Genomic DNA, 23,417 nt, shown 5'->3' with positions numbered 1-23,417 from the left:
CAGGGAAGTACGGTGATGGATCGTTCCCACGCTCTGCGTGGGAATGCAGCCCGGGACGCTCTGCGTCCCATCCAGAGCCGAACGCGGAGCGTCCGTTGAGGCATTCCCACGCGGGAGCGTGGGAACGATCGGTTGGGTCGCTCAGAGTGGATCGAGGTTATCCAACACCCGGTTCACCGCCAATTCTCCCAGCATGATCGACTGTTGAATCCCCAGCAGTGTGTTGCTTTGCGATCCTTTCAGGTACCTCGCGAAATCGCTTGCCATGACGTTGGCTGATGCCAGGGATTCACAGGCGTATTCCAGCAAAGTTTGGTTGTCGATATCGGGGGCGATGAGGAAGATTTTGCTAGGTGTACGTGTTTCGGAATCCGGCGGGTTCGGAGTTGGCTTGTACATTGGGAAGGTCTTCCTGTTAGTAGGGCCGCAACCTGTCTCGCTACTAAACGGAAGGGTGGCAGCTGTGCGCAAGTTAGTAGACCGGACACCGACCCAAATCCGGCGCACCCAAGGGCGCCATGCGCACAGCTACCGTCAAGTGCAGGCGTATGCCTGACTGAACGACGCTTGTGCATTCGTTTGGGAGGGAAAACCGGGCTACTAAACCCGATCACTGGAAATCAGTGATGCGAACGAAGTTACCGATGGCCCCCAAAGCGCACAAGCCGGCGGATTCTGGATTAGTTGTAGGCAATGCAGCAAGTCGCTGAAGCCTTCCTAAGGTAGTTCGGAAATGTCCCACGCTCATCAGCGAAGCGTCCGCTTTGGCATAGGCAACTGCACCTTTTTCGGTGGACTTGCGGACGCTTTCGCGGGCAAGCCCGCTCCCACAGGGTTCAGCGGTGTGAACACCCGTTTCGGCACGCTGCTGGACTTTGTGGGAGCGGGCTTGCCCGCGATTGACTGCGAAGCAGTCACGCCTTCAACGGCTCAACCTTACGCGTCAACAACTCAACAAACGCCTTGGCCATCGGCGACTTCTGATCCTTGCGCTGCACCAGCCACACCGCCGACACCGCCTCTGGATCGAGCAGAGGCCGATAGACCACCCCGTCGATGCGCATCCGCTGATAAGACGCCGGCAGCACCGAAACACCCAACCCCGCCGCCACCAGACCAATGATCGTCATCGCCTCGCCAGCCTCTTGGGCAAAGTGCGGACTAAACCCCGCATCCCGCGCCAGGCTGAGCAATTGCGCGTACAGACCACTGCCATAACTGCGTGGGAAAAATACAAAGGGCTCGAGGGCCAGGGCTGACAGAAACAAGCCTTCCTCACTATCGGTCACCAATGGATGCTTGGAGCTGAGTACCGCCACCAGCGGCTCACGCATCAGCTCCACCACGCTGAGCGAGTCCGGCAACCCAAGCGGCCGCATGATCCCGACTTCAATCGACTCATCCACCAACGCGTCGGCGACCTGGGTGCTGCTCATCTCCCGCAGGTTCAGGTGCACCGCCGGAAATCGCTGGCGAAACGAAAAAATCGCCTGAGGGATCGTTGAGTTGAACGGTGCCGACGAGGTGAAGCCAATTTTCAGTTCACCCAACTCACCCAGTTGCGCCCGCCGTGCCACGTCTGCCGCTTTATCGACCTGCGCCAGTACCAATCGCGCCTCTTCCAAAAACAATCGACCCGCTTCACTGAGCTCGACCCGACGATTGGTGCGCTCGAACAACCGCGCGCCCACCTCCTGCTCCAGCGCCTGAATCTGCTGACTCAGCGGCGGTTGCGAGATGCCCAGCACCTGGGCGGCGCGGCCGAAGTGCAGTTCTTCGGCAACAGCAATGAAGTAGCGCAGGTGACGCAATTCCATGAAAACTCCATTAGGTCGTTAAACCTATCAAACAGGTCGAACAATATATTGGATTGAATCATTAGGCAGCTATATGCTTTTTTCATTGCCTGACCGGCTGCGCCCTCCGAGGTCCGAAGTGAAAACTGCTGTTGCTCCACTTGCCCATGAAGTTCCGCCCGCAGCGGTGGACGATGTTGTCGCCGAACTAAAGGAGATCTACATCGAAAAAGGCACACCGATGTTCATGCGCACGGTGTTGGCGCTGTTCTCCGGCGGCTTCGCGACCTTCGCCCTGCTCTATTGCGTGCAACCGATGATGCCGCTGTTGTCCCACGAATTCTCCATCAATGCAGCGCAGAGCAGCCTGATCCTCTCGGTCGCCACCGGCATGCTCGCCATCGGCCTGCTGATCACCGGCCCGATCTCTGATCGCATCGGGCGCAAACCGGTGATGGTCGCGGCATTGTTTGCCGCCGCACTCTGCACAATCGCCAGCTCAATGATGCCGAGCTGGCAGGGTGTGCTGGTCATGCGCGCGCTGGTGGGGTTGTCGTTGAGCGGTCTGGCAGCAGTCGCCATGACTTACCTGAGCGAAGAGATCCACCCGCAGCACATCGGTCTGGCCATGGGCTTGTACATCGGCGGCAACGCGATTGGCGGGATGTGCGGACGCTTGATCACTGGCGTGTTGATCGACTTCGTCAGCTGGCACACGGCGATGCTGGTGATTGGTGGTCTGGCGCTGATCGCGGCGGCGGTGTTCTGGAAAATCCTCCCCGAGTCGCGCAACTTCCGCGCCCGCTCATTGCACCCGCGCAGCTTGATTGACGGCTTCACCATGCACTTTCGCGACGCCGGCCTGCCGCTGCTGTTCCTTGAAGCTTTCGTGCTGATGGGCGCTTTCGTCACCCTGTTCAACTACATCGGTTATCGCCTGCTGGCCGAGCCGTACCACATGGATCAGGCCTTCGTCGGGCTGCTCTCGGTGGTGTATCTGTCGGGTATCTACAGCTCAGCGAAAATCGGCGCCCTGGCTGACCAGCTGGGCCGGCGCAAAGTGCTTTGGGCGACCATCGTGCTGATGCTCGCAGGCCTTGCACTGACTATGTTGACGCCGCTGCCGGTGGTGATCATCGGGATGCTGATCTTCACATTCGGTTTCTTCGGCGCTCATTCGGTGGCGAGTAGCTGGATTGGGCGTCGTGCTATTAAGGCCAAGGGGCAGGCGTCGTCGCTGTACTTGTTCAGCTACTACGCAGGGTCGAGCATCGCCGGGACGGCGGGCGGGGTGTTCTGGCACATGGGTGGATGGAACGGAATCGGACTGTTCATTGGCGGGTTGCTGGTGATTGCGTTGCTGGTGGCGTTGAAACTGGCGAAGTTGCCACCGCTGGCCGGCGTGAAGGCCTGAAAACAAAAACGCCCGGCATAAGCCGGGCGTTTTTTATCGGGCAACGATCACTCGTGATACTGCGCCGACAGTTCATGCACCGCGCGCAGGAAGGCGCCAGCGTGTTCCGGATCGACTTCAGGCGTGATGCCATGGCCGAGGTTGAACACGTGGCCGCTGCCTTTGCCATAGCTGGCGAGGATGCGGCCGACTTCGGTGCGGATGGCTTCTGGCTTGGCGTACAGCACGGTCGGGTCCATGTTGCCTTGCAGCGCGACTTTGCTGCCGACGCGATCACGGGCGCTGCCGATGTCGCAGGTCCAGTCCAGTCCCAGTGCATCAGCGCCGGCGTCGGCGATGCTTTCCAGCCATAGACCGCCGTTCTTGGTGAACAGGATGACCGGCACTTTGCGGCCTTCGTGCTCGCGGATCAGGCCGCTGACGATTTTGCGCATGTAGGCCAGGGAGAATTCCTGGTACGCCGCCGCCGAAAGGCTGCCGCCCCAACTGTCGAAGATCTGCACCGCTTGCGCCCCGGCCATGATCTGGCCGTTCAGGTAGCTGGTGACCGTCTGCGCGAGCTTGTCCAGCAGCAGGTGCAGGGCTTGCGGGTTGTCGTAGAGCATGGTTTTGGTCTTGCGGTAGTCTTTCGACGAGCCGCCTTCGACCATGTAGGTGGCCAGGGTCCATGGGCTGCCGGCGAAGCCGATCAGCGGCACGCGGCCGTTCAGTTCGCGGCGGATGGTGCTGACCGCGTCCATGACGTAGCCGAGGTCTTTGTGCGGATCAGGAATCGGCAGCGCTTCGATGTCAGCCATCGTGCTGACGACTTTCTTGAAGCGTGGACCTTCACCGGTTTCGAAGTACAGGCCTTGGCCCATGGCATCGGGGATGGTCAGGATGTCGGAGAACAGGATCGCCGCGTCCAGTTGCGGATAACGGTCGAGCGGCTGCATCGTGACTTCGCAAGCGAACTCCGGGTTCATGCACAGGCTCATGAAGTCGCCGGCCTTGGCACGGCTGGCGCGGTATTCCGGCAGGTAGCGACCGGCCTGACGCATCATCCAGACAGGCGTGACGTCTACGGGTTGCTTGAGCAGGGCGCGAAGGAAACGGTCGTTCTTCAGGGCAGTCATGTCGGCATCCGGAAAAAAAGTGCGGGCATTTTCTCAGAGCGCGACGCAAAAGGCACGGTTGCAGGTCAGCCTTTTGTCTATCGGGTCAATTTGTCGCGGCGAGAATGCAGTTTCGTCACACCGCAAAGCACTGTGGGAGCTGGCTTGCCTGCGATGCAGACAACTCGGTTTGTCAGACTGACCGAGGTGATGCTATCGCTGGCAAGCCAGCTCCCACAGGTATTGCATTTCAATCAGGTGGAACGTGATCAGACGCCCAGGTAATCCAGGATCCCTTCGGCAGCATTACGGCCTTCGAAGATCGCCGTTACCACCAGGTCAGAACCGCGAACCATGTCGCCACCGGCGAAGATTTTCGGGTTGCTGGTCTGGTGCTTGTACTGACCCTGTTCCGGGGCCACAACGCGGCCCTGGCTGTCGGTCTGGATGCTGTACTGTTCGAACCACGACGCCGGGCTCGGACGGAAACCGAACGCGATGACCACGGCATCAGCCGGGATGATCTCTTCGGAACCCGGAATCGGCTCGGGGCTGCGACGGCCACGGGCGTCCGGTTCGCCGAGACGGGTCTCGACCACCTTCACGCCTTCGACGCGGTCTTCACCGACGATCGCAATCGGCTGGCGGTTGTAGAGGAATTTCACGCCTTCTTCCTTGGCGTTCTTCACCTCTTTACGCGAGCCCGGCATGTTCGCTTCGTCACGACGATAAGCGCAGGTTACCGACTTGGCGCCCTGGCGAATCGAAGTACGGTTGCAGTCCATCGCCGTGTCGCCGCCGCCCAGTACCACCACCTTCTTGCCTTTCATGTCGACGAAATCTTCCGGCGACTTTTCAAAGCCCAGGTTGCGGTTGACGTTAGCGATCAGGAAGTCCAGCGCGTCATGCACGCCCGGCAAATCCTCACCGGCAAAGCCGCCCTTCATGTAGGTGTAGGTGCCCATGCCCATGAACACGGCATCGTACTCTTCGAGCAGTTGCTCGACGGTCACGTCCTTGCCCACTTCGGTGTTCAGACGAAACTCGATGCCCATGCCGGTGAAGACTTCGCGACGATTGCTCAGCACGGTCTTTTCCAGCTTGAACTCGGGGATACCGAAGGTCAGCAGACCGCCGATTTCCGGGTTCTTGTCGAACACCACCGGGGTCACGCCGCCGCGTACCAGCACGTCGGCACAGCCAAGGCCTGCCGGGCCTGCACCGATCACCGCAACACGCTTGCCGGTCGGTATGACCTTGGACATGTCCGGACGCCAGCCCATGGCGAACGCGGTGTCGGTGATGTACTTCTCGACCGAACCGATGGTCACCGCGCCGAAGCCGTCGTTGAGGGTGCAGGCACCCTCGCACAGACGATCCTGCGGGCACACCCGGCCGCACACTTCCGGCAGGGTGTTGGTCTGGTGCGACAGCTCGGCAGCCTGGAGGATGTTGCCCTCGGCCACCAGCTTCAGCCAGTTCGGAATGAAGTTGTGCACCGGGCACTTCCATTCGCAATACGGGTTACCGCAACCCAGGCAGCGGTGAGCCTGATCGGCCGAATGCTGGGGTTTGAACGGTTCGTAGATCTCCACGAACTCTTTCTTGCGTTGACGCAACAGTTTCTTCTTCGGATCTTTGCGCCCGACATCGATGAACTGGAAGTCGTTATTCAGACGTTCAGCCATTGTTAAAACCTCATCAAACTCTTCAGGCGCATATCACTGCGGGTTGGCACGGGTGCTGGAAAGCAACGATTTCAGGTTGGCAGCCTTGGGCTTGACCAGCCAGAAACGACGCAGATAGTCATCGAGGTTTTCAGCGAGGTTACGACCCCACTCGCTGTCGGTTTCCTCGACGTATTCGTTCAGCACGCGTTGCAGGTGGCTGCGATAGGCTTCCATCGCCTCACCGCTGATCCGCTGGATTTCCACCAGTTCGTGGTTAACCCGGTCAACGAAGGTGTTGTCCTGGTCGAGCACGTAGGCGAAACCGCCGGTCATGCCTGAGCCGAAGTTGTAACCGGTCTTGCCCAGTACGCAGACGAAACCACCGGTCATGTACTCGCAGCAGTGATCGCCAGTGCCTTCCACCACGGTGTGAGCACCGGAGTTACGCACCGCAAAACGCTCGCCGGCGGTACCGGCGGCGAACAGCTTGCCGCCGGTGGCGCCGTACAGGCAGGTATTGCCGATGATGGCACTGTCCTGAGTTTTGTAGACGCTGCCCTTCGGCGGAACGATAACCAGCTTGCCGCCGGTCATGCCTTTGCCGACGTAGTCGTTGGCGTCGCCTTCCAGGTACATGTTGAGGCCGCCAGCGTTCCACACACCGAAGCTCTGACCGGCCGTCCCTTTGAAGCGGAAGGTGATCGGCGCGTTCGCCATGCCTTGGTTGCCGTGCTTGCGAGCGATTTCACCGGAGATCCGCGCGCCGATCGAACGGTCGCAGTTGCAGATGTCCAGGGCGAAATCGGCGCCACTCATGTCGTTGATGGCCGAGGTGGCCATGTCGACCATTTTCTCGGCCAGCAGGCCTTTGTCGAACGGCGGGTTGCGGTCGACCTGGCAGAACTGAGGCTTGTCTGCCGGGATGTGATCGCTGCCGAGCAATGGCGTCAGGTCCAGGTGGTTCTGCTTGGCGGTCTGGCCTTCGAGGATTTCCAGCAGATCAGTGCGGCCGATCAGCTCTTCGAGGGAGCGCACGCCCAGCTTGGCCAGCCACTCACGGGTTTCTTCGGCGACGTAGGTGAAGAAATTCACCACCATGTCGACGGTCCCGATGTAGTGATCCTTACGCAGCTTCTCGTTCTGAGTCGCAACGCCGGTGGCGCAGTTGTTCAGGTGGCAAATACGCAGGTATTTGCAGCCCAGCGCGATCATTGGCGCGGTGCCGAAGCCGAAGCTTTCAGCGCCGAGGATGGCTGCCTTGATCACGTCGAGGCCGGTTTTCAGGCCGCCGTCGGTTTGTACCCGCACTTTGCCGCGCAGGTCGTTGCCGCGCAGGGTCTGGTGAGTTTCGGCCAGGCCGAGTTCCCACGGAGCGCCCGCGTATTTGATCGAGGTCAGTGGCGATGCACCGGTGCCGCCGTCGTAGCCGGAGATGGTGATCAAGTCCGCGTAGGCCTTGGCCACACCGGCGGCGATGGTGCCGACGCCCGCTTCTGCAACCAGCTTCACCGAGACCAAAGCCTTCGGGTTGACTTGTTTCAGGTCGAAAATCAGCTGCGACAAATCTTCGATCGAATAGATGTCGTGGTGCGGTGGAGGCGAGATCAGGGTCACGCCCGGCACTGCGTAACGCAGCTTGGCGATCAGACCGTTGACCTTGCCACCTGGCAGCTGACCACCTTCGCCGGGCTTGGCGCCCTGAGCGACTTTGATCTGCAGCACTTCAGCGTTGACCAGGTATTCCGGGGTCACACCGAAACGGCCAGTCGCAACCTGTTTGATTTTCGAGCTCTTGATGGTGCCGTAACGCGCCGGGTCTTCGCCGCCTTCGCCGGAGTTGGAACGCGCACCGAGGCGGTTCATGGCTTCGGCCAGGGCTTCGTGAGCTTCCGGCGACAAGGCGCCGAGGGAGATGCCCGCGGAGTCAAAGCGCTTGAGCACCGATTCCAGCGGTTCGATCTCGCTGATGTCCAGCGGCGTGTCCAGGGTTTTGACCTTGAACATGTCACGGATCATCGACACCGGACGGTTGTCCACCAGCGCCGTGTATTCCTTGAACTTGCTGTAGTCGCCCTGCTGCACAGCGGCTTGCAGGGTGTTGACCACGTCCGGGTTGTACGCGTGATATTCGCCACCGTGGACGAACTTCAGCAAACCGCCCTGCTGGATTGGCTTGCGCGGGCTCCAGGCTTCGGCGGCCAAGGCCTTCTGCTCGGCTTCGATGTCGACGAAACGCGCACCTTTGATGCGGCTCGGTACACCACGGAAGCTCAGATCGCAGACTTCCTCAGACAGGCCGATGGCTTCGAACAACTGCGCACCGCGGTACGACGTAATGGTCGAGATGCCCATCTTCGACAGGATCTTCAGCAGACCTTTGGTGATGCCTTTGCGGTAGTTCTTGAACACCTCATAGAGGTCGCCCAGGACTTCACCGGTGCGGATCAGGTCGCCCAGCACTTCGTAGGCCAGGAACGGATAGACCGCCGAAGCGCCGAAACCGATCAACACGGCGAAGTGGTGCGGATCGCGAGCCGTCGCGGTTTCCACGAGGATGTTGGAGTCGCAACGCAGACCTTTTTCGGTCAGGCGGTGGTGCACCGCGCCGGTGGCCAGGGAAGCGTGGATCGGCAACTTGCCCGGGGCAATGTGACGGTCACTCAGCACGACCTGGGTACGACCAGAGCGCACAGCTTCTTCAGCCTGATCGGCGACGTTGCGGATCGCCGCTTCGAGGCCGACGCTTTCGTCGTAGTTGAGGTCGATGATCGCGCGCTCGAAGCCCGGACGATCGAGGTTCATCAGCGAGCGCCACTTGGCCGGGGAAATGACCGGCGAGCTGAGGATCACACGCGAGGCGTGTTCCGGCGACTCCTGGAAAATGTTGCGCTCGGCACCGAGGCAGATCTCCAGCGACATGACGATGGCTTCACGCAGCGGGTCGATCGGCGGGTTGGTGACCTGCGCGAACTGCTGACGGAAATAGTCGTACGGCGTACGAACGCGCTGGGACAGCACGGCCATCGGCGTATCGTCGCCCATCGAACCAACGGCTTCGTAGCCTTGCTCGCCGAGCGGACGTAGCACCTGATCACGTTCTTCGAAAGTGACCTGGTACATCTTCATGTACTGCTTGAGCTGATCAACGTCGTAGAAAGCCGAACCGTGGTCGTTGTCTTCCATGGTCGCCTGAATGCGCAGGGCATTCTTGCGCAACCATTGCTTGTACGGATGACGGGACTTCAAGCGGTTGTCGATGGCGTCGGTGTCGAGGATCTGGCCGGTTTCGGTGTCCACGGCGAAGATCTGGCCCGGGCCAACGCGGCCCTTGGCGATCACGTCTTCAGGCTGGTAGTTCCAGACACCGATTTCGGACGCCAAAGTGATGAAACCGTTCTTGGTGGTGACCCAACGCGCTGGACGCAGGCCGTTACGGTCGAGCAGGCACACCGCGTAGCGACCGTCGGTCATTACCACGCCGGCCGGGCCGTCCCACGGTTCCATGTGCATCGAGTTGTATTCATAGAACGCGCGCAGGTCCGGGTCCATGGTTTCGACGTTCTGCCACGCAGGCGGAATGATCATTCGCACGCCACGGAACAGGTCGATACCACCGGTGACCATCAACTCAAGCATGTTGTCCATGCTGGAGGAGTCGGAACCGACACGGTTGACCAGCGGGCCGAGTTCTTCCAGATCCATCAGATCATTGGTGAACTTGGTGCGACGGGCCACGGCCCAGTTGCGGTTACCGGTGATGGTGTTGATCTCGCCGTTGTGAGCGAGGAAGCGGAACGGCTGAGCCAGCGGCCATTTCGGCAGGGTGTTGGTCGAGAAGCGCTGGTGGAACACGCAAATCGAGGTTTGCAGGCGCTGGTCGCTGAGGTCTGGATAGAAGGCGGTGAGATCCGCCGGCATCATCAGGCCTTTATAAATGATGGTCTTGTGCGAAAAGCTGCAGACGTAGTGATCGGCGTCGGCGGCGTTGGCCACGGACGAGCGACGACGGGAGGTGAACAGCTTGACGGCCATGTCCTGATCGCTCAGGCCATCGCCGGCGATGAACACTTGTTCGATCTGCGGCAGGCGCTCAAGGGCCAGGCGACCGAGGACGCTGGTGTCGATCGGCACTTTGCGCCAGCCGACGAGGGTCAGGCCAGCAGCGAGGATCTCGCGGTTCATGTTCTCGCGAGCGGCTTCGGCTTTGACCGGGTCCTGGTTGAAGAAGACCATGCCCACCGCATATTGCTTGGGCAGTTCGACGCCGAAGGTTTCCTGGGCGATCGCTCGCAGGAACACATCCGGCTTTTGAATCAGCAGACCGCAACCGTCACCGGTCTTGCCGTCGGCGTTGATCCCACCGCGGTGGGTCATGCAGGTCAGGGCCTCGATGGCCGTTTGCAAAAGGGTATGACTGGGCTCGCCCTGCATATGGGCTATCAGGCCGAAACCGCAGTTATCCTTGAATTCATCTGGTTGGTACAGACCTGCTTTCATAGACACTTTCTCACCAGGCTGCCTCTTGTCGAGGCAAATTTCTTTTCAATTCAACCACTTACCATCCGCGCCGAACGTACGCCAGCTTTGCGGGGGCAAAAGGGAGGTCATTGTACACACCGACACAGAGGCTCACAAATTTGACGACGAAATGTCGCAAATCTATGTCGCATTTGTGAAAGGTTTAAAGCGATATGCTGTGCTAGTCAAAACTTTTTTAATTTTGACCGCAACGACTCAAAGACTACTGTGACGCAGACACCACAAGGCACGCGGCCTGTAGAGGCGGCATGCGCTTGTAGAAATTTTGAGGTGCTGGGAGAGGCGGCCTGGGTAAGGCCGCCGAATCATCAGCGAGCTGTAGCCAGTTCCTGTTGGACGCTGGCGACAGTGCGAGGCCAAGGTTTACCAGCCTGAACCTTCGCTGGCAAGGCCTTGATGGCGGTAACGGCTGCATCGCGGTTGGCGAAGCTACCGTAAGTGATGACGTAAAGCGGCTTGCCGTTGAGGACTTTCTTGAAATAACGGTACTCGCCGCCCTGCTCCTTGACGAAGGATTGCGCGGCCGCTTCGGAGCTGGTGCCGAGGATCTGCACCACGTAGTTACCCGGCGCTTGCCCTGCGTACCAGGTGCCACCAGCGGCCTTGGCCACGGTGGCTGGTTTCTCGGCAGGTTTGGCGGCAGCAGCGGCGGCTGGTTTGGCTGGCACTGGAGCTGGCTTCACCGCAGGCGCAACCGGGACTGGCTTGGCGGTTGCGACCTGAGTCGGCGCAGGCACTGGCTTGGCGGCTGGCGTCGGCGCAGGACCGGCCGACAGACCCGCTGGAGGCGCGGCGGTGGTCACGGTTGGCGGTGTAGCGCTGGAACCTTCGATCGGTACACCGTCGTCGCCTTCGGTGATGCCGCCGGCGGCTTCGGCCAGCGGACCGCGCATGACCGGCTGCGAGTTGCCGACCAGCGGCAATGGCATCGGTTGCGAGTTACCGGCAAATTCGACGGCAGGCGCGCCGCCGCTGTTAGGTTGTGGCGTGCCCTGGCCGAGCGGCAGTTGCGCCTGCTCGTTGACAGGTGCGCCAGTGGTCGGTGCTTTGCTGCGACCCGGCATCAACCAGGCGGCGGCTACCGCGACCACGACAACGGCGGAAATCGCCAATACGTGTTTCTTCGGCATGTTGAACCCCATACTTGGACGCTTCACCGCTGAGCGGCTGGCAATCATGGCTTCGATCATTGCATCGCGGGCAACCTGGTTGATGGTGCCAGGCCAACCGTCGGAGCTTTCGTGAATATCAGAGATCTGATCTGCGGTGAAAAGTTCGATACCCCGGCCAGCGCCTTCGAGCCGCTGCTCCAGATATTCGCGAGTTTCTTCTTCGGTGTACGGCTGCAACTCGATGACGTGGAAACGCTCTTCCTCGAGGGTTAGCGCCTCCAGTTGAGCAATCAGCGAGGACTCACCGAACAGGAACACATGCGGACGACCTTCCGGTGCACCGGCGGCCAGGGCCAGCAAGGCTTCCAGCGCGGACTCGTCGAGTTGCTCGGCGTCATCCACCAGCAAATAGACTTCCTGCCCCGTCAGTGCAAGCTGCACCACTTGAGCCAGAATCGCGCCGATCTCGGGTTGGGCGACGTTCAGCGCCTGAGCCACCTGACGCAGCACGCCGGCCGCATCACCGGCACCACGGGCGGAAACCACCACGCTCTGCACCGACTGTTTGTTGGTACTGGCCACCAGGGCCTGACGCAACAGCGTCTTGCCACTGCCTTGCGGGCCAGTGACGACCAGCAGCAACTGACTGTAGCGTGCCAGGTGATGCAGTTGCCCCAGCACCGGTTTGCGCTGGGCCGGGAAGAATTTGAAGCCAGGCACCCGTGGAGAAAAAGGGTCATGACTCAACTGGTAATGGCCGAGGAAAGCCTCGTCGGCGTGCAAACTAGTCATCGGGATCTTATTAACCTTTAAGCTGAGCCAGAGCGCGGTAATCCGCTCCCAGCGTGGCCTGTAAAACCTCTTTCGGATAATCGTCGGTCACCACCGCTTCGCCCATGTGGCGCAGCAGCACCAGGCGCAAACGACCGTCGATCACTTTCTTGTCAATTGCCATGTGTTCGAGAAAATCGGCTTCGGTCATCTCTTCAGGCGGGATGACCGGCAGGCCGGCACGCTGGAACAGACGAATGCCGCGATCGCGCTCTTGCTCGCTGATCCAGCCCAGGCGCGCGGACATTTCCAAGGCCATTACGGTGCCAGCAGCGACCGCCTCACCATGTAGCCAGACACCATAGCCCATGTGGGTTTCGATGGCGTGGCCGAAGGTGTGACCCAGGTTGAGCGTGGCGCGAACACCGGTCTCCCGTTCGTCGGCACCGACCACCGCAGCCTTGGCCGCGCAAGAGCGCTCGATGGCGTAAGTCAGGGCGACCTGGTCCAGGGCGCGCAGGCGATCGACGTTGTCTTCAAGCCAGGTCAGGAACGGTTCGTCGCAGATCAGCCCGTATTTGATGACCTCGGCAAGCCCGGCGGACAGTTCGCGGGCCGGCAGGGTATTGAGGGTAGCGGTATCAATCAGCACCACGTTCGGCTGATAGAAAGCGCCGACCATGTTCTTGCCCAGCGGATGGTTGATCCCGGTCTTGCCGCCCACCGAAGAGTCGACTTGCGACAGTAGCGTGGTCGGGATCTGGATGAAATCGACACCGCGCTGGTAGCAGGCGGCCGCAAAACCGGCCATGTCACCAATCACACCGCCACCGAGGGCGATGACCGTGGTACGGCGATCGTGCCGTGCGGTCAGCAGACCGTCGAAAATCAATTGCAGGGTTTCCCAGGTCTTGAACGCTTCGCCGTCCGGCAGCACCACGGAAACCACCGAGAACTGCGCGAGGCTGCGGGTCAGACGTTCGAGATAGAGCGGCGCAACGGTCTCGTTGGAGATGATCGCCACTTGCCGTCCGCGAATATGCGGGGCCAGCAGCTCAGGCTGATCCAACAAACCTTCGCCAATATGAATCGGGTAGCTGCGCTCGCCTAGATCGACCTTGAGTGTCTGCATGTGTCCCCACAGTGAAGATGGAATCAGGCGTCCTGCCTTGAGTTAACGAATGTCCACGGCGTCTGCTGGTGTGACGCCGTTCGGTAGCCATCCGCCACAACCTTGAGCGGCCATGACAGGACGCCGAGGATAGCGCATTTCGCGCTGCGCTTTAACGGGGAGGTAGCTGCTGCAAGCGTTCGAGAATATCGAGCACCACCATTCGCGGCGGCCGCTCATCGGTTTCCACCACCAGATCGGCGATTTCACGATAAAGCGGATCGCGGATCGCCAGCAGATCCCGAAGGGTCTTGGCCGGATCGGCAGTACGCAACAGGGGTCGATTGCGATCGCGGGACGTGCGGCCCACCTGCTGCTCGACAGACGCATGCAGATAGACCACCCGACCGCCGGCGTGCAGCGCCCGGCGATTGGCCTCGCGCATCACCGCGCCGCCACCGGTCGCCAGCACCACGCCGTCGCACCCGCACAGCTCGGCAATCATCGCCTGCTCGCGGTCACGAAAGCCCGGCTCGCCTTCCTTATCGAAAATCCACGGGATATTGGCGCCCGTGCGCAATTCAATTTCCTTATCGGAATCTTTGAACGGCAGGCGCAGCTCTTTGGCCAGCAACCGGCCGATGGTGCTTTTTCCAGCCCCCATCGGTCCAACAAGAATCAAATTTCGCACAGAATCAATGACTCACAGCAATCGCCTGGTTATTCATGATACGCGGAGTGAGAAATACCAGCAGCTCGGATTTTTTCTCCGAAACCACGTCACGCCGGAAAAGGCGGCCAAGATACGGCACATCACCGAGAAATGGCACCTTATCTACAACCTTGCTCTGAGTATTTGAGAAAACTCCGCCAATCACGATGGTCTCGCCGTCGTTGACCAGGACCTTGGCATTGACCTCGTTTTTCTTGATCGGCGGCACATCCTGCACCTTGTTCAGATAGTCCGGTTCGTCCTTGGTGACCTTGACCTCCATGATGATCCGGTTGTCCGGAGTGATCTGCGGCGTCACTTCCAGCGACAGCGAGGCCTCCTTGAATGACACCGAGGTAGCGCCGCTGGAGCTGGCTTCCTGATAGGGAATCTCCGTGCCCTTGAGGATTTTCGCGGTTTCCTTGTCCGAGGTGACCACCTTGGGCTGCGAGACGATTTCACCGTTACCGGTCTTCTCCATGGCCGTCAGCTCAAGATCCAGCAGCACGTTGTCGGTGATGAACGCAATGCCAAGCCCCGAGGTGTTGGCGGCGGTGCCCAGGTCGACGAACGGCGAGTTGGTGCTGGTGCTGCCAGGCGTACCGATGGTCGACGAAGCATTAGCCCCATTGTTGCTGACGCCCGAGGTGTTCCAGTTGCCCTTGTTCTGCAACGAACCGCCCCAACGCACGCCGAGGCTTTTGTCATAGTCGACGTTGGCTTCGACGATGCGCGCCTCGATCATCACCTGACGCACCGGGATATCCAGTTGCGCGACGATACGGCGCAGTTCGTCGAGGCGATCCTGGGTCTGGTAGGCAATGATGTTGTTGGTCCGCTCATCAACCGTGATCGAGCCCCGCTCGTCGGCTTTTGCCTCGGCACTGGTCACTGACTGGAACAGCTTGGCGATGTCGGCAGCTTTGGCGTAGTTGACCTGCAACAACTCGCGACGCAGGGGCGCCAGGTCAGCAATCTGCTTCTGCGACTCAAGCTCCTGGCGCTCTCGGGCAGCAATTTCATCGGCCGGCGCCACCAGCAGAACGTTACCGATCTTGCGTTTATCCAGGCCCTTGGTTTTCAACACCAGATCCAGCGCCTGATCCCACGGTACGTTCTGCAAACGCAGCGTGATACCGCCCTGCACCGTGTCACTGGCCACCAGATTGAGGTTGGTGAAATCGGCGATCAGTTGCAGCACCGAACGTACATCGATGTCCTGGAAATTCAGCGAGAGCTTTTCACCGGTGTAGGCGAAACGCTCGGTGCTGCGTTTCTGCAAGTCGTCGACGGTCATTGGCCGGATGCTGACGGTCAGCTTGTTGTCGGTCTGGTAAGTCGAATAATCGAAGGCGCCGCTGGGCTCAATGCTGATCGTGGCCCGATCGCCCGTGGCGCTGGCGTTGACGAACTGCACCGGTGTGGCGAAATCCTTGACGTCCAGACGTACCCGCAACGGCTCAGGCAATTGGGTCTTGGCGAAACCGAGGATGATCTTGCCGTCGCGTTCCTGAATGTCCGGGGCGATGGACGGATCCGACAGATCGATGACCACATTGCCTTCGCCCTGGGTGCCGCGCTGGAAATCCACGCCCCGGATAGCCTTGCCCACTGGCGCATAGGCTTTTGCCGGGGCTGGCGTTGCAGTCGCGGCGCGCGGCGTTTTGGGCGCCGGGCTGGAGGCCGTTTTGTTGGCACCTTGACCGACCACCACGAACAGCGTGTTGCCTTCGACCCGTGTGTTGTACGGAGTCAACTGGGTCAGATTGATGATCAGCCGCGTACGGTCCTTGGCTTCCACCACCGTGGCGCTGCGGGCATTTCCGCCGCCCAGTTCACGATTTTTGCTTTTTAGCTGACTGACGACGCCAGGCAGATCCAGCGCAATCCGTGCAGGCGATTCCGTGGTGTAACCGTGGGGCGGCGGCGGCGGCCCATCGAACGACAACTTCAACTCGACGCGGTCCCCCGGCAGCGCGGCGACATCCAGCGCTTTGAGGTTGGCCGCTAGTACCATCGGCGACAGCAACGCTATCCATAGCGAAATACCGAAGGTTGAGAAAATCCTGTTCATTATTCGAGTTCCACTATGAGTGTTCTTTCAAAGGGATGGTCCGCGGCCGCTCCAGCCAGGCGCCTTCGCCGTCGGGAACGATTTCGACCACATCGACCTGCGAGCCACTGATGGCGACGATCCGCCCATCGTTACGCCCCAGGTAATCGCCGACTTTCAACCGATGCACCCCGCCCGCCCCGCGCAACAGCGCAAAGGAGCCGGTCGCATTGGCGATCGTTCCGACCATTTCAAACTGCTCGATGTTGAAACCTTCGAGGTACTGCTTGACCCGATTCGGGTCAGGTTTGACGTTGCGCGAGCCGTGTTTCTGGCCGGCCAGATCGACTCTGATCTGTCGGGAAAACGGGCTTCGCAGGTTGGCGGCGCTGTAGGTGAATGTTGGGTAAGACCGAAATGTCGGCGTTGGTTCAATCTTGCCGGGCGCACGCAAACGCATTTCGTTCATGTACGCGTCCAGGTCGCTGAAGTCATTACCGCTGCCGCAACCAGCCAGGCCGGCGACCAACACAACCATCGAAAAACAACGAATCGGACTCATTTCTGCAGCCCCTTGTCGTTGTAGCGGTAGGTCTTGGCGAGGATGCTCATGCGCAACTTCGGCCCACCTTCCGGGTTGGCCGGCGCAAGGTCGAAGTCATGCAGGGTGACAATCCTTGGCAGCCCGGCGACGCCGCTGACGAAGGTGGCAAGGTCGTGATAAGCACCGGTGACGGTGATCTGGATCGGCAACTCGATGTAGAACTGCTGCGTGTTCTCCGGCAGCAGTTTGATCTCTTCGAACTCCAGGCCACTGCCCAGGCCGGTGCGAGTGATGTCCTCCAGCAGGCCGGGCACTTCGGTGTCACTGGGTAATTGCCGCAGCAGCACGCCAAAAGAGTTCTCCATTTCCTTCATCTGCTGCGTATACAGCTCCAGATTCGCCGCCATATGGGCTTTGTTGGCGAATTGCTCCTTGAGGGTCGACTCTTCCTCACGCTTGAGTTCGAGGTGGCTCTGAAGGTCGCTGATGGAAAAACTGTAGCCCAGCGAAAGCACCAGAATCATGAGCAGGACAGCCGCCAGTGCCTTGATGGCTGGCGGCCAGGAACCCATGTTATTGGTGTCCAGGTCATTGATATCGATCTTGCGCAGGCCTTCGAACCAGTCAGACAGCCTCATTTGCCGCCCTCCGCAGCGGCGGGCTGAGTCTGACGAACGGTCAGCTGAAAGACGTTGGCCTGATCCAGCTGACCGGCGGTCGTCGCTTTGACTTCCGTCAGGGTCGGCGCATTGAACCAGTCCGACGCATCCAGATTACGCATCAGGTCCGAAACACGATTGTTGGATTCTGCCGCGCCCGTAATGGAAAGGGTTTTGCCGGCCATTTTCACCTCGGTGAAGTACACCCCGTCCGGCAAGGTACGCGCTAACTGATCGAAGATCCGCCCGCTGATCGGACGGTTGCCTTGCAGGTCCTGAATGATGCGCATGCGCTCGACCAGTTGCTGGCGACGGGCCTTCAAATCGCTGATCTGTTCAATCCGCTCGTCGACCACGGCAATCTGTTTGCCGATGTAATCGTTACGAGCCACTTGCCGATCGATAGCGCCACTGATGGCCTGGTTCGCGATCAGCACCGCGCCAGCGGCCCCCACCATCACACCGACCAGCGCCAGCAAAAAGCGTTTGCGGCGCGCTTCACGCTGCTCTTCGCGCCAGGGTAAAAGATTGATCCGCGCCATCAGTCGAAACTCCTGAGGGCCAGCCCGCAGGCAATCATCAGTGCCGGCGCATCACTGGCCAGGGCACCGGCGTTGACCTTGCTGCTCAGGGCCATGTCGGAGAACGGGTTGGCCACTTGCGTCGGCGTACCCAATCGCTGCTCGATCAACCGGTCCAGTCCCGGGACCGATGCGGTACCGCCGGCCAACAGAATGTGATCAACCGAGTTGTACTGACCAGAGGCGAAGAAAAACTGCAACGAACGCGACACCTGCTGCACCAGCGCATCGCGGAACGGCTGCAGCACCTCACTGACGTAATCGTCCGGCAAACCACCCTGCTTCTTCGCCAGCCCCGCCTGCTCAACGGTCAGGCCATAACGTCGCTGGATTTCCTCGGTCAGTTGACGACCACCGAACAATTGCTCGCGGGTGTAGATGATCCGTCCCTGGTGCAGCACGCTCAGGGTGGTCATGGTGGCGCCGATATCGACCACCGCTACCGTCAGACGCTCCTGAGAAGCCGCCAGTTGCCTCGTCAGCAATCCGTAGGAACGCTCCAGCGCATAGGCCTCGACGTCGACTACGCGGGCTGTCAGGCCGGCGAGAGCCAGGGCCGCTTCCCGCACTTCGACGTTTTCCTTGCGACAGGCGGCCAGCAGCACATTGACTCGCTCTGGGTTGCGCGCAGAAACGCCCTGGACCTCAAAGTCGATGGCCACTTCGTCCAATGGATAAGGGATGTATTGATCGGCCTCGATCTTCAGCTGGTTTTCCATTTCGTCGTCGGAAAGACCGGCGTCCATCTCGATGGTCTTGGTGATCACGGCCGAACCGGCCACGGCCACGGCGACGTTCTTGAGGTTGGTTCTGGCCTTGAGCAGCACGCGCGCGAGTGCCTGCCCTACGCCTTCGAGCTCGGCGATATTTTTCTCGACCACCGCGTTGGTGGGTAAAGGTTCCACCGCATAGGCCTCGACCCGATAGCGGTCGCCTTGGCGGCTTAGCTCCAGAAGCTTGACCGACGTGGAGCTGATGTCGATCCCCAGAAGCGTATTGGCCTTTTTATTGAAGAGTCCTAGCACTACCAATTCCCTATGACTATCCGTGTCTTACGGACTCTGTAATATCAGTTGCGTTCAAACCACCCGTCTTGACAGCAGCGCAAATGACGCCCTCGACGGAAAAATGCTTATAATGCCCAGCGTTTTTTTCCGGTTTTTACTTCAAGCGCGGGTCGTTCCCTGTTTATCTGAACCCTGATGCCAAATTCATTCTTTGCCCTGGATGTCCAAAAGCCTTGATTCGTCTGCTGAAATTTTTCGGTTGGTCCATCGTCGCCGTTTTCTGCGGACTGCTCCTCGGTCTTAGCGGCGCCTTTCTCTACCTTAGTCCGGGTTTGCCATCCGTGGAGGCGCTGAGAAGCATCCAGTTGCAGATTCCTTTGCGGGTCTACAGCAGCGACAACAAGCTGATCGCAGAATTTGGCGAAATGCGCCGCACACCGATCCGGTTCGCCGACATTCCCCCCAATTTCATTAATGCGTTACTAAGTGCTGAAGACGACAACTTCGCCAACCACTACGGCGTCGACCCCAGCAGCCTGATGCGCGCGGCCACCCAGTTGGTAAAAAGCGGACACATTCAGTCCGGCGGCAGCACCATCACCATGCAGGTGGCGAAGAACTTCTTCCTGACCAGCGAACGCAGCTTCTCACGCAAAACCACCGAAATCCTCCTGGCCCTGCAGATTGAACGGCAGCTTACCAAGGACGAGATCCTCGAGCTCTACGTCAACAAGATCTATCTGGGCAACCGCGCCTACGGCATCGAGGCCGCCGCGCAGGTTTACTACGGCAAGTCGATACGTGATGTCAGCCTGGCGCAGATGGCGATGATCGCCGGCCTGCCAAAAGCCCCTTCACGTTTCAACCCGCTGGCCAACCCGGCCCGCAGCAAGGAACGTCGCGACTGGATCCTTGGGCGCATGTACAAGCTCGGCAAAATCACCGAAGCCGACTACACCACCGCGATCAACGAGCCGCTGAACGCCAGTTATCACGTGCCGACCCCGGAAGTGAACGCACCGTACATCGCTGAAATGGCCCGCGCCGAAATGGTCGGCCGTTATGGCAGCGACGCCTATACCGAGGGTTTCCGCGTCACCACCACGGTGCCGAGCAACCTGCAGGAAATGGCCAACACCGCGGTCCACGAAGGGTTGATGACCTACGACCAGCGTCATGGTTATCGCGGTCCGGAGTCGCGCCTGCCGGGCAAGACTCGCGAGGCCTGGACAACCGAGTTGACCAAGCAACGTACCATCAGCAGCCTTGAGCCCGCCATCGTCACCCAGGTCGACAAGACCGGCCTGCAAGTGATGACCCGTACCGGTGACGAACACGTCAGCTGGGACAGCATGAAATGGGCGCGTCCATTCCTGAATACCAACAGCATGGGCGCCAATCCGAAGCAGCCTTCGGACGTCGCCCAGGTCGGCGACCTGATTCGTGTGCAACGCCAGCCGGACAACTCGCTGAAATTCAGCCAGATCCCGCAGGCTCAGGGCGCGCTGGTTTCACTCGATCCACAAAACGGTGCCATTCGCTCCCTGGTCGGCGGCTTCGCCTTTGAACAGAGCAACTACAACCGCGCCATGCAGGCCAAGCGCCAGCCGGGTTCGAGCTTCAAGCCGTTCGTCTACAGTGCCGCACTGGATAACGGCTACACCGCCGCCAGCCTGGTGAACGACGCACCGATCGTGTTCGTCGACGAGTACCTGGACAAGGTCTGGCGCCCGAAGAACGACACCAACACCTTCCTCGGCCCGATCCGTATGCGTGAGGCGCTCTACAAGTCGCGCAACCTGGTGTCGATCCGCTTGCTGCAGGCGCTGGGTGTCGACCGCACCATTGATTACATCAGCAAGTTCGGCTTCAACAAGCAGGACCTGCCACGCAACCTGTCCCTGGCACTGGGCACCGCGACGCTGACGCCAATGGAAATCGCCACCGGCTGGAGCACTTTCGCCAACGGCGGCTACAAGATCACCCCCTACATCATCGACAAGATCGAAAGCCGCAATGGCGACACGCTATTCGTCGCCAACCCGCCGAGCGTCCCGAAAGGCAACGTCGCCACCGACGGCATCGCCGCCCCTGTCGTGGCCAACGCCTTCACCGTCAACGCAACTCCGGGCGAAGCCTTGACCACCCAGCCAGCGCCACAAACGCCGGCCCTGGCCGAGCGCATCGTCGATGGTCGCACCACGTTCATCCTCAACAGCATGCTCGAGGACGTGATCAAACTCGGCACCGGCCGCCGTGCCCTGGCCTTGGGCCGCAGCGACATTGCGGGCAAGACCGGTACCACCAACGAGTCCAAGGACGCCTGGTTCTCGGGCTACAACGCCGATTATGTGACCACTGTCTGGACCGGTTTCGACCAGCCTGAAAGCCTGGGCCGCAAGGAATTCGGCGGCACCGTCGCCCTGCCGATCTGGATGAGTTACATGGGCGCTGCACTCAAAGGGCTGCCGCCCCATACGCAGGCAGAGCCGGAAGGCATACTCAGCCTTCGAGTCGACCCGATCAGTGGCCGTGCAGCCACCCCTGGCACGCCAGGTGCCTACTTCGAGTTGTTCAAGGCCGAAGACACGCCACCGTCGGCGAACGAACTGGGCAACGGCACTGCGCCGGGCAGCCCACTGCCTGCGGACGAAGCGGCGCCGATCGATTTGTTCTGATCGCCTGAAACTGCAAAAAAGCCCCGCCTTTGAAAAAAGAGCGGGGTTTTTTTTGGCCGATCGATCGTTCCCACGCTCTGCGTGGGAATGCCTCAAGGGACGCTCCGCGTTCCAGCTCTGGAAAGGGACGCGGAGCGTCCCGGGCTGCATTCCCACGCAGAGCGTGGGAACGATCATCTGCAGGCAATAAAAAAGCCCCGACTCATTCGAGCCGGGGCTTTGTGTTGAAGCGCTACAACGACTTAGCCGTTGAACACGTCATCCACGCTTTTCAGCGGGTAGTTCTTCGGATACGGCAGGGTCGCTACGCCGGTCTCGATCGCAGCCTTGGCCACGGCATCGGAGATCACGGTGATCAGACGGGCATCCATTGGTTTCGGAATGATGTACTCACGACCGAATTCCAGTTTGATGCCGCCGTAGGCGTCGCACACTTCCTGTGGAACCGGCAGCTTGGCCAGTTCGCGCAGGGCGTTGGCCGCAGCCACTTTCATTTCTTCGTTGATGCGCTTGGCGCGAACGTCCAGGGCACCACGGAAGATGAACGGGAAGCCCAGCACGTTGTTGACCTGGTTCGGGTAGTCCGAACGGCCGGTCGCCATGATCACGTCGTCACGGGTGGCGTGAGCCAGTTCCGGGGAGATTTCCGGATCAGGGTTGGAGCACGCGAACACGATCGGGTTGGCCGCCATGGATTTCAGGCCTTCAGCGCTCAGCAGGTTCGGGCCGGACAGACCAACGAACACGTCCGCGCCTTTCAGGGCGTCGGCCAGCGTGCGTTTTTCAGTCGAGTGAGCGAAAACAGCCTTGTACTGGTTCAGGTCGTCACGGCCGGAGTGGATCACGCCGGTACGGTCAACCATGAAGATGTTTTCGATGTTGGCACCCATGCTCACCAGCAATTTCATGCACGAGATGGCGGCAGCACCGGCGCCCAGGCAGACGATCTTGGCGTCAGCCAGGGTTTTGCCAGCGATTTCCAGGGCGTTGATCATGCCGGCCGCAGTAACGATCGCGGTGCCGTGCTGGTCATCGTGGAATACCGGAATGTCGCATTGCTCGATCAGAGCACGTTCGATTTCAAAGCACTCAGGTGCCTTGATGTCTTCCAGGTTGATGCCACCGAAGGTGATGGAGATGCGCTTGACGGTGTCGATGAAGGCTTGCGGGCTTTCGGAGTCGACTTCGATGTCGAAAACGTCGATGCCAGCGAAGCGCTTGAACAGCACGCCTTTACCTTCCATCACTGGCTTGGAAGCCAATGGGCCGAGGTTACCCAGGCCAAGAATTGCGGTGCCATCGGAAATGACTGCAACCAGATTGCCCTTGCCGGTGTACTTGTAGGCGAGTTCAGGGTCGCGGGCGATTTCGCGGACTGGTTCGGCTACACCGGGGCTGTAGGCCAGCGACAGGTCGCGGGCGGTAGCGGTGGCTTTGGTGAGCTCGACGCTCAGCTTCCCTGGACGAGGATGGGCATGATATTCGAGAGCGGCAGTTTTCAAATCAGACATATGGGCATTCCGCTTTTTACTGTGGGACAGACGGACCGCCGAGGATACTCGTGTCGCAAAGTCCCTACAAGACTGACCGGTCACCCCTGTCAAGCACCCGGCCCTACGACTTTGGACCAAGAGCCGCGGAACACAAGGGATTGACTGTTCACAATCCACATTAAA

The 23,417-nt window shown here is 60.0% G+C and carries 16 protein-coding genes; 2 read left to right on the top strand and 14 right to left on the bottom strand.

Annotated features, from left to right (window positions below; all coding sequences use genetic code 11):
* Positions 1 to 141: 141 nt before the first annotated feature.
* Positions 142 to 399, bottom strand: coding sequence for a DUF6124 family protein (locus ACMXYI_RS08950; protein ID WP_415772885.1), 258 nt, complete (start codon positions 397 to 399; stop codon positions 142 to 144).
* A gap of 515 nt (positions 400 to 914) precedes the next feature.
* Positions 915 to 1,817, bottom strand: a complete 903-nt coding sequence (locus ACMXYI_RS08945; RefSeq protein WP_201183980.1) for a LysR family transcriptional regulator — start codon at positions 1,815 to 1,817, stop codon at positions 915 to 917.
* A gap of 166 nt (positions 1,818 to 1,983) precedes the next feature.
* Here ACMXYI_RS08945 and ACMXYI_RS08940 point away from each other — a divergent pair, with 166 nt between their 5' ends.
* The gene (locus ACMXYI_RS08940) at positions 1,984 to 3,210 is read left to right on the top strand and encodes an MFS transporter (RefSeq protein WP_415773877.1); all 1,227 of its coding nucleotides are present in this window, start codon (positions 1,984 to 1,986) and stop codon (positions 3,208 to 3,210) included.
* Between the two features lie 47 nt (positions 3,211 to 3,257).
* Here the strand turns inward: ACMXYI_RS08940 and hemE are convergent, their stop codons facing one another.
* From hemE to ACMXYI_RS08885, 11 genes are all read right to left on the bottom strand, one after another.
* Positions 3,258 to 4,325, bottom strand: a complete 1,068-nt coding sequence (gene hemE, locus ACMXYI_RS08935; RefSeq protein ID WP_095078029.1) for a uroporphyrinogen decarboxylase — start codon at positions 4,323 to 4,325, stop codon at positions 3,258 to 3,260.
* 248 nt (positions 4,326 to 4,573) lie between these two features.
* Entirely contained in the window at positions 4,574 to 5,992 is a 1,419-nt protein-coding gene (locus tag ACMXYI_RS08930) for an FAD-dependent oxidoreductase (protein WP_415772882.1), read from the bottom strand.
* Between the two features lie 33 nt (positions 5,993 to 6,025).
* On the bottom strand, positions 6,026 to 10,471 hold the full coding sequence (gltB, locus tag ACMXYI_RS08925; RefSeq protein ID WP_415772880.1) for a glutamate synthase large subunit: 4,446 nt from the start codon (positions 10,469 to 10,471) through the stop codon (positions 6,026 to 6,028).
* Positions 10,472 to 10,821: 350 nt separating this feature from the next.
* Positions 10,822 to 12,417: an AAA family ATPase gene (locus ACMXYI_RS08920; protein WP_415772878.1), complete on the bottom strand. Its 1,596-nt coding sequence runs from the start codon at positions 12,415 to 12,417 to the stop codon at positions 10,822 to 10,824.
* Between the two features lie 10 nt (positions 12,418 to 12,427).
* On the bottom strand, positions 12,428 to 13,528 hold the full coding sequence (gene aroB / locus ACMXYI_RS08915; protein ID WP_123366938.1) for a 3-dehydroquinate synthase: 1,101 nt from the start codon (positions 13,526 to 13,528) through the stop codon (positions 12,428 to 12,430).
* A gap of 151 nt (positions 13,529 to 13,679) precedes the next feature.
* A complete protein-coding gene (aroK, locus tag ACMXYI_RS08910; protein ID WP_010464421.1) occupies positions 13,680 to 14,198 on the bottom strand; it encodes a shikimate kinase AroK in 519 nt (172 codons plus the stop codon).
* 4 nt (positions 14,199 to 14,202) lie between these two features.
* Entirely contained in the window at positions 14,203 to 16,293 is a 2,091-nt protein-coding gene (pilQ, locus tag ACMXYI_RS08905) for a type IV pilus secretin PilQ (protein WP_415772876.1), read from the bottom strand.
* Between the two features lie 13 nt (positions 16,294 to 16,306).
* The gene (locus ACMXYI_RS08900; RefSeq protein WP_415772874.1) at positions 16,307 to 16,834 is read right to left on the bottom strand and encodes a pilus assembly protein PilP; all 528 of its coding nucleotides are present in this window, start codon (positions 16,832 to 16,834) and stop codon (positions 16,307 to 16,309) included.
* Entirely contained in the window at positions 16,831 to 17,454 is a 624-nt protein-coding gene (gene pilO, locus ACMXYI_RS08895) for a type 4a pilus biogenesis protein PilO (RefSeq protein ID WP_415772872.1), read from the bottom strand. Before pilO ends, ACMXYI_RS08900 begins: the two co-directional genes overlap by 4 nt.
* The gene (locus ACMXYI_RS08890; RefSeq protein ID WP_415772870.1) at positions 17,451 to 18,017 is read right to left on the bottom strand and encodes a PilN domain-containing protein; all 567 of its coding nucleotides are present in this window, start codon (positions 18,015 to 18,017) and stop codon (positions 17,451 to 17,453) included. Before ACMXYI_RS08890 ends, pilO begins: the two co-directional genes overlap by 4 nt.
* Entirely contained in the window at positions 18,017 to 19,081 is a 1,065-nt protein-coding gene (locus ACMXYI_RS08885; RefSeq protein WP_415772869.1) for a pilus assembly protein PilM, read from the bottom strand. Before ACMXYI_RS08885 ends, ACMXYI_RS08890 begins: the two co-directional genes overlap by 1 nt.
* A gap of 218 nt (positions 19,082 to 19,299) precedes the next feature.
* Here ACMXYI_RS08885 and ACMXYI_RS08880 point away from each other — a divergent pair, with 218 nt between their 5' ends.
* A complete protein-coding gene (locus tag ACMXYI_RS08880) occupies positions 19,300 to 21,741 on the top strand; it encodes a penicillin-binding protein 1A (RefSeq protein WP_415773876.1) in 2,442 nt (813 codons plus the stop codon).
* Positions 21,742 to 21,983: 242 nt separating this feature from the next.
* Here ACMXYI_RS08880 and ACMXYI_RS08875 read toward each other — a convergent pair whose 3' ends face one another.
* Complete coding sequence (locus ACMXYI_RS08875) at positions 21,984 to 23,252, bottom strand: malic enzyme-like NAD(P)-binding protein (protein ID WP_223431115.1); 1,269 nt, start codon at positions 23,250 to 23,252, stop codon at positions 21,984 to 21,986.
* Between the last annotated feature and the right edge of the window lie 165 nt (positions 23,253 to 23,417).

It is taken from the genome of Pseudomonas lyxosi (assembly GCF_047758685.1).
GTDB lineage: Bacteria > Pseudomonadota > Gammaproteobacteria > Pseudomonadales > Pseudomonadaceae > Aquipseudomonas > Aquipseudomonas lyxosi.
Note: the sequence above shows the minus strand (reverse complement) of the source record. Positions and strands in the feature narration are given on the sequence as shown.